Here is a 6,841-nt window from a genome sequence, read left to right as displayed (position 1 = left end):
AACCTGCTCAAGCCCTTGTTCGAGGGCAAACGCATCGGCCCCGTCGCGCGCCAGCAGCACATGCGGGCTGTTGTCCAGCACGGCCCGCGCCAGTTGCACCGGATTGCGCGTCCGGGTGACCCCGGCGACCGCGCCGGCCTTGCGGCTGGCACCATCCATTACGGCCGCATCCAGCTCGGTGCGGCCTTCGGCGGTGAATACTGCGCCGCGCCCGGCGTTGAACAGCGGGTGATCTTCGAGGCTGGCGACGGCGGCGACCACGGCATCGACGGCACTGCCACCATCGCGCAGCACGTTTTTGCCCGCAGCGAGAGCCGCCACGAGCCCGGCGCGACATTCGGCTTCTGGCCCTGGCAGAGTCTCAGGCGACAGCCGTCCGCAGCCACCGTGGACGATCAGCGACCAGGCAGGGATTTCAGACATGGTTTACCGTAAGGGATGGTAGCAGCGGGCAGATTTGAACTGCCGACCTCCGGGTTATGAATCCGGCGCTCTCACCAACTGAGCTACGCTGCCACAGGCGTTTGGGAGGCGCTGCTATAGTGGCGCCTCCAAACTGGGTCAACCGCCTTTCAGGCGGGCCGGTCCACTGGGTTTCAGAAACTGTAGACCAGCGTGGCGCGCGTGACGGTATCGCTGTTCTCGCGGCCGGCCGGCGGGTTGCTTTCATTGTTGTACTGGAACGAAAACCGCGCCGACAGTCGGCTGTTCAGCTTGGCGGTCAACTGCGACAGTGCCAGCAGCGAATTGTTGCTGTCGTCATAATAATAGGTCGCGGTCTGGGTGAAGGTCATCACGTCGTTGATCAGCCAGTTGGCATTGAACCCGGCACGAGCCGCCACGCTGTTATCGGCAAATCCGGTGATGAACCGGGTCTGGCGCAGGGCCGGGCCGCCATCGATGGCGATTGTCAGGCGCGGGCTGTCGACCAGGCGATAACCAATGCCCACAGCTTCGGTAAAGCGACTGGTGAAGCCGGTGAACTTGTCCCGCTCCCAGCTCAAAGCCAGCAGGACATAGGCACGGCTGCTGAACTTCCAATTGCCTTCATAGCCGGCGAAATAACGTTCGCGTGAGGCCACGCCATTGTTTTCCTGATAATCCACGATACCGCGCAGCGCATGTTTCCACTGGCGGCTTTCCTTTGACAGGTTCACGCCGATGGCCAGGCCGCGGTTTTCGGTGTTGCCGGTCGAAATGAAACCGCCCGCTTCGCCCTGGCCGGCCCAGCCTTCCAGGAAGCTTTGTGCAGCCAGTTTCTCTTCGCTGGCCTTGGCAGCAGTGGCATTGATCCCGGCAACCTTGGCATCGATTTCGGCAGCGCTGGCCGGATTGGTTTTTTTCGCGATGTCAGCGATGACCGCAAGATTGGCCGGGTTGGTCGCTGCCGATTCGATCATGGCATCTACTGCAGCCGGGATCGGATCAGCCAAAGCCGGGGAGGACGCCAACAGGGCAACAAGGGGAAGCAAGCGGCGCATGATCATGGGTCCTTCTCAGGCAGACAGGCTTGGATTCTCGGTCGGATAGCAAATGCGGTCAAGCCAACAGGGGTAGGGATGTTTCGGGGATGGGATTTACACCGCAGTTGTTGCAAAGAAGTGGCATGACCCTCACTGCCAACATCACACCGATTCCGCTCTCGCTGGTCAACAGCGACCTTGCCGCAGCTGCCGCCGGCTTTGGCGATGCCTTTGCCCGCACCGGCTTTGCCGTGGTGTCTGATCATGGCATCGATCAGGGCCTGATTACCCGAGCCAATGCCGCCACCAAGGCGTTCTTTGCGCTGCCCGAAGCCGTGAAGCGGGCCTATGTCGTGCCCGGCGGTGGCGGCCAGCGCGGGCTGACGCCGTTTGGTGTTGAAGCCGCCAAGGGCCACGCCAAGGCCGATCTGAAGGAATTCTGGCATGTCGGTCGTGAATTGCCGGCTGGGCACGCCTATGCAGGTGTGATGCCGCCCAATTTGTGGCCCGCGGAGGTGCCGGAGTTTGAGGCCGCTCTCGGTGCGTTGTTTGATGCGCTCGATTCCACGGGCGGGACGTTGCTGCGCGCGATTGCCGTGCATCTGGGCCTTGCCCCTGATTTCTTCGTTGATCCGGTGCGCGACGGCAATTCGATCCTGCGGCTGCTGCATTATCCGCCTGTGCCACCAGAGACAGCTGGCGCCATCCGCGCCGGGGCGCACGAGGATATCAACGTCATCACCCTGCTGCTGGGTGCCGAGGAAGCCGGGCTGCAACTGCTTGGCAAGGATGGCGAGTGGCGCTTCATCGATGCGCCGCCCGGCAGCCTGGTGTGCAATGTGGGCGATATGCTGCAACGGCTGACCGGCCACCGGCTGCCATCAACCACCCACCGCGTCGTCAATCCGGCGCCGGAACGCATGGGCGTGGCGCGCTATTCTACGCCGTTTTTCCTGCATTTCCGGCCGGATTATCTGATCACGGCGCTGCCCGGCGGCCCCCGCGAAGAGCCGCCGATCACCGCCAACGACTATTTGCTGGAACGGCTGCGCGATATCAAATTGCTGTAACATCCGCGCTGCAAGAGCTTTGGGCAGGGGAATTGACATGATGATGCGCGCTTTGTTGCTGGCTGCCACGTTGGGCACCGCCGTTTCGGCTGCCCCGGTGCTTGATACGCCGGTGAAGGACAGTTGGTGGGCCGATGGCCGCGCTGCGCTGGATGCGCGGTTGAAGGTGGTGAACCGACCCAAGCGGGCAAAGAACATCATCCTGATGGTGGGTGATGGAATGGGCATTTCAACGATCACCGCCGCCCGCATCTTTGATGGCCAGCGCCCGATTGACGGCCGGACACCAGCAGCGGGCGAGGAAAACAACCTGGCCTGGGACAAGATGACCAACACCGCGTTGGTGAAAACCTACAACACCAACGCTCAAGTAGCCGACAGTGCCGGAACCGCCAGCGCCTTCAACACCGGCGTGAAAACCCGCATCGGCGTGCTGAATTTCGGCGCCGATCAGGGCCCGGAAGCCTGCAAGACCCCCGAGAAGCTGCCCCGCAAGCTGGCCGAGATCGCCCGCGCCCAAGGCATGGGGCTGGGCATTGTGACCACCACCCGCATCACTCACGCCACACCGGCGGCAGTGTATGGCCATGCGCCGAGCCGCAACTGGGAAGGGGCGGATCGTGGCTATCCGGCGGCTGACCGTGCATCGGGCTGCCCGGATCTTGCCAGCCAGCTGGTCGCCTTCAAGGGCGGTTTTGACGTGGCGCTGGGCGGCGGCGGGGCCCGGTTCCTGCCGGCCGGCAAAGGCGGCAACCGTGACGATGGCCGCAATCTGGTGGAAGAGTGGTTGAAGGCGTGGCCGCAGGGCAAATTTGTGGCCGATGCCAAGGGGCTGCGCGCGCTCGGCAACCGCGATGCTGGGCCGGTGCTGGGCCTGTTCAATGCCGATCACATCAGTTTTGAACATGATCGCAAGGATGATGCCGAACCCGGACTGCGCGAGATGGCGCGGTTTGCGCTGGCCCGCCTGCAAGACAGCGCCAAGACGCGCGGCGGCAAGGGTTATTATCTGATGATTGAAGGCGGGCGCATCGATCATGCCCACCACGCCAGCAATCCCTATCGCGCCCTTAACGAAGCGCAGATTTTCAGCGCCACGGTCGCAGATGTGCTGAAATCGGTAAATCTGGATGACACGCTGGTGCTGGTCACCGCCGATCACAGCCATGTGCTGACCATTGCCGGCTATCCGCAGCGCGGCAACGACATTTTGGGCTATATCAAGCCGGTGCGCGGCGGTGAGAGCGATGGCGCACTGAGCAAGGAAGGCTGGGCGCTGGACGACCGTGGCCAACCGATGACCACGCTGAGCTATGCCAATGGTGCCTTTGTCAGCCCGGGCCTGTCACGCCTGTTGCCGCCAACGGAGCCCAATTACCTGGCCAACAAGACCCACGGCACCGATTCCGAAAGCCATGGCGGCGAAGACGTCGCGCTGTTTGCCGAAGGACCGCGCGCCGATCTGGTGCGCGGTGTGATGGAGCAGAATGTGATTTTTCACATAATGGCGGAGGCGCTTGGCTGGCGTTAAGCCAGCCAACACCTGCTTGTCCTGGCGTTAAGCCAGCCATACGAGCGGATCAGCCGGCGATCAGCCAGCCAGCTACCAAGCCGCCGGCGGTGCCGATCGACAGGCCCAACCAAAGCCAGACACGCCTCGCGAGCGGTGTGGTTTGGTTGTGTGCAAGATGAGGCCCTTGGGGCATGTTGTTCTGCTTCAGTGGCGACTGAGATTAATCTTGCAATTAGCGTGCCAATTTTACGATGGCCGGCAAGTCGCTGATTCAACACACACGGGAAATCTAAAATTTTAGTAAGTTGTAAAGCCTACCGACAGTTTGGGGTAGGTGGCGCCGATGAAGCAGAGCCCGTCGGGCGGCGCATTGACGCCCAGCGCATCGCGATCACGGGCGGCCAACGCGGCAACCAGATTGTCGGCGGTCCACTTGCCTTCGCCAACCAGCTTCAGGCAGCCAGCCATTGATCGCACCTGATGATGCAGAAAACTGCGCGCTGCGGCATAAATATGCACCTCGTCACCAACGCGCGTCACCTCAAGCCGTTCGAGCGAGCGGATCGGCGATTTGGCCTGGCACTTGGCCGAACGGAAGGTGGTGAAATCATGCTGGCCAACCAGGCTTTGGGCCGCGGCGTGCATGGCGGCTTCGTCCAACGGGGTCGGCACCCGCCACGCCAGCCCGGCATCAAGCGTGAGCGGCGCGCGGCGATTGACGATGCGATAGCGGTAGCGCCGGCCTGTGCAATCAAAACGCGCGTGCCAGCCTGGCGCCAGGGCACATTCCAGGATCGCCACCGGCTGCGGCTTCAGCCGGGCATTGATCGCTTCCATCAACTGAAACGGCCTGATGGTCTTTTCGATATCGGCATGGGCCGGCATGGCGCGGGCATGCACGCCGGCATCGGTGCGGCCAGAGGCGAGCACATCAACCGTTTCGCCGGTCACGTCCTTGATCGCCGTTTCGATGGCAGCCTGCACCGACGGGCCGTGCGGCTGGCGCTGCCACCCCATATAGGGTCGGCCGTCATATTCGACCGTGAAGCGAAACCGATTCACGCGACGGGCGTACCCGCTGGCACCCGCCAGCCATTCAGCAGGGCCTTGATAGGCATGGCCGGTTTGCCGGCGCGCTGCACGATGGTGGGGCGCAGCACGCCGTTGCTGGTGCCAATGCCAAGCCTGTCGTCGACAGTGTTTCCGATAGCGGCGGGGCCGGGCTCCACACTGGCAGCAAGGATCTTCACCCGTTCCCCGCCGATTTCGAGCCAGGCGCCCGGCGCCGGATTGAAGGCGCGCACCTGGCGTTCCAGCACGGCGGCGGGCAAGCCGGGGGAGAGATGGGCTTCGGCCTTGTCGATGCGCGGCGACAGTGTCACGCCCGCTTCCGGTTGCGCGACAGCAGCCCGCGGGTTCGCCAGCACATCGATCAGCAGTTCAGCGCCCAACGTCGCCAGCTCGCCGAACAGCTCGCCACTGGTCTTGGCGGCAATCGCGGTTGCGGCCGTGGCCAGCATTGGCCCGGTATCCAAGCCTGTTTCCATCTGCATGATGGTCACGCCGGTCACGTCGTCGCCCGCCAATATGGCGCGCTGGATCGGTGCCGCCCCGCGCCAACGCGGCAAAAGGGAGCCATGGATGTTGAGGCAGCCCAGTCGCGGCGCGTCCAGCACGGCGCGCGGCAGGATCAGCCCATAAGCGGCGACCACAGCGACATCGCAATCCGCCGCCACGTGCAGAAATTCCGCCACCGCCGCCGGATCGCGAAAGCTGCGCGGCGTGAATACCGCCAAGCCAAGTTCGAGCGCGCGGGCGTGCACCGGGCTGTGCTGCAATTGCTTGCCGCGACCCGCCGGCTTTGGCGCACGGGTATAGACCGCGATGATCTCGTGCCCGGCCGCCACCAGCGCATCGAGCGCCGGAACGGCAAAAAAGGGCGTGCCCATGTGGATGATCCGCATGCGCACGCCTGTTATCGGTTAAGCCAAGCCGAGGGAAGGGGACTTAGCGGTTCATCACCATGGTCACCGCACGACGGTTCTGCGCGTGGGCGGCTTCATCGCTGCCATCAACGGCGGGTTTTTCCTTGCCATAGGAAATGGTGGTGAGGCGGGCCACATCAACGCCTTGGCCGGCAAGGAAATTCTTGGCCGAATTGGCGCGGCGATCGCCCAGCGCCAGGTTATACTCACGGGTGCCGCGTTCATCGCAATGGCCTTCCAGCGTGACCCGAACCTGCGGATTGGCGCGCAGCCATTCGGCGTGGCGCAGCAACGTGGCGCGGGCCACGCCATCCAGTTCATAACTGTCATAACCGAACAGCACCGTATCGCTGCCCGCCTTGGCGCGCAGATCATCCTGGCTGCCGGGGACAATGCTGCTGCCGCCGGTTTCAACCGTCGCCGGGCGCTCTTCAGCGGGCGGCGACGCCATTTCCGGGCGCGCTGTGGCCGGTGGCGCTTCCAGTGCGACCGGCGGCTTCTTCGGCGCGCAGGCGGCAGCAAGCATGACAAGGGCAATCAGCGGCAATTTCGGTAGCGGCAGTTTCGGCAGATGGCTGATCATGTGGGGGGCTCCTTTTCCAGCTGACGATCGATCGGTCTCAAGGCAACAAGGGTGACCATGCCGGATCCGATGCATCCAGCGGGGTCGCGATACTGCGTTCATTCAAGCCGGAAATATCCACCGACCACAAGCCCGTTCGACCCGAACGTGCGCCACGGGCAAACAAGATGACCCGGCCATTGGGCGACCACGACGGGCCTTCATCCTGATAACCGTTGGTCAGCAGG

The 6,841-nt window shown here is 63.4% G+C and carries 7 protein-coding genes, 1 tRNA gene and 1 pseudogene; 2 read left to right on the top strand and 7 right to left on the bottom strand.

The genetic code is table 11. The features are described 5' to 3' along the window. From RMO81_RS11455 to RMO81_RS11445, 3 genes are all read right to left on the bottom strand, one after another. The coding region (locus RMO81_RS11455; protein ID WP_310476009.1) for an isoaspartyl peptidase/L-asparaginase at positions 1-423 on the bottom strand (423 nt) is incomplete at its 3' end. A 16-nt stretch (positions 424-439) separates the two neighbouring features. Then, positions 440-516 (bottom strand) — tRNA-Met (locus RMO81_RS11450). An 80-nt stretch (positions 517-596) separates the two neighbouring features. Continuing rightward, entirely contained in the window at positions 597-1,481 is an 885-nt protein-coding gene (locus RMO81_RS11445; RefSeq protein ID WP_310476008.1) for a DUF481 domain-containing protein, read from the bottom strand. 125 nt (positions 1,482-1,606) lie between these two features. Here RMO81_RS11445 and RMO81_RS11440 point away from each other — a divergent pair, with 125 nt between their 5' ends. Together RMO81_RS11440 and RMO81_RS11435 are read left to right on the top strand one after the other, a co-directional pair. Continuing rightward, positions 1,607-2,533 (top strand): 2-oxoglutarate and iron-dependent oxygenase domain-containing protein, encoded by a 927-nt coding sequence (locus tag RMO81_RS11440; protein ID WP_310476007.1) that lies wholly within the window; start codon positions 1,607-1,609, stop codon positions 2,531-2,533. Positions 2,534-2,570: 37 nt separating this feature from the next. Further along, entirely contained in the window at positions 2,571-4,064 is a 1,494-nt protein-coding gene (locus RMO81_RS11435; RefSeq protein ID WP_310476006.1) for an alkaline phosphatase, read from the top strand. Between the two features lie 279 nt (positions 4,065-4,343). Here RMO81_RS11435 and truA read toward each other — a convergent pair whose 3' ends face one another. The 4 genes and pseudogenes from truA to tolB form a co-directional block, all read right to left on the bottom strand. Beyond that, entirely contained in the window at positions 4,344-5,108 is a 765-nt protein-coding gene (truA, locus tag RMO81_RS11430) for a tRNA pseudouridine(38-40) synthase TruA (RefSeq protein ID WP_310476005.1), read from the bottom strand. Then, the gene (gene fmt / locus RMO81_RS11425; protein WP_310476003.1) at positions 5,105-6,010 is read right to left on the bottom strand and encodes a methionyl-tRNA formyltransferase; all 906 of its coding nucleotides are present in this window, start codon (positions 6,008-6,010) and stop codon (positions 5,105-5,107) included. The genes truA and fmt overlap by 4 nt, the downstream gene beginning before the upstream one ends. Before the next feature lie 43 nt (positions 6,011-6,053). Beyond that, the gene (pal, locus tag RMO81_RS11420) at positions 6,054-6,614 is read right to left on the bottom strand and encodes a peptidoglycan-associated lipoprotein Pal (RefSeq protein ID WP_310476002.1); all 561 of its coding nucleotides are present in this window, start codon (positions 6,612-6,614) and stop codon (positions 6,054-6,056) included. Between the two features lie 37 nt (positions 6,615-6,651). Beyond that, positions 6,652-6,841 (bottom strand): annotated as a pseudogene (gene tolB, locus RMO81_RS11415) (Tol-Pal system protein TolB); the annotation flags it as partial.

This window comes from Sandarakinorhabdus sp. (assembly GCF_031422795.1).
GTDB lineage: Bacteria > Pseudomonadota > Alphaproteobacteria > Sphingomonadales > Sphingomonadaceae > Sandarakinorhabdus.
Note: the sequence above shows the minus strand (reverse complement) of the source record. Positions and strands in the feature narration are given on the sequence as shown.

Excerpts from the sequence above, each read along its gene's own strand:
- RMO81_RS11445 (WP_310476008.1), bottom strand. The coding sequence starts at position 1,481 with ATGCGCCGCTTGCTTCCCCTTGTTGCCCTGTTGGCGTCCTCCCCGGCT.
- RMO81_RS11440 (WP_310476007.1), top strand. The coding sequence starts at position 1,607 with ATGACCCTCACTGCCAACATCACACCGATTCCGCTCTCGCTGGTCAAC.
- RMO81_RS11435 (WP_310476006.1), top strand. The coding sequence starts at position 2,571 with ATGATGATGCGCGCTTTGTTGCTGGCTGCCACGTTGGGCACCGCCGTT.
- fmt (WP_310476003.1), bottom strand. The coding sequence starts at position 6,010 with ATGCGGATCATCCACATGGGCACGCCCTTTTTTGCCGTTCCGGCGCTC.
- pal (WP_310476002.1), bottom strand. The coding sequence starts at position 6,614 with ATGATCAGCCATCTGCCGAAACTGCCGCTACCGAAATTGCCGCTGATT.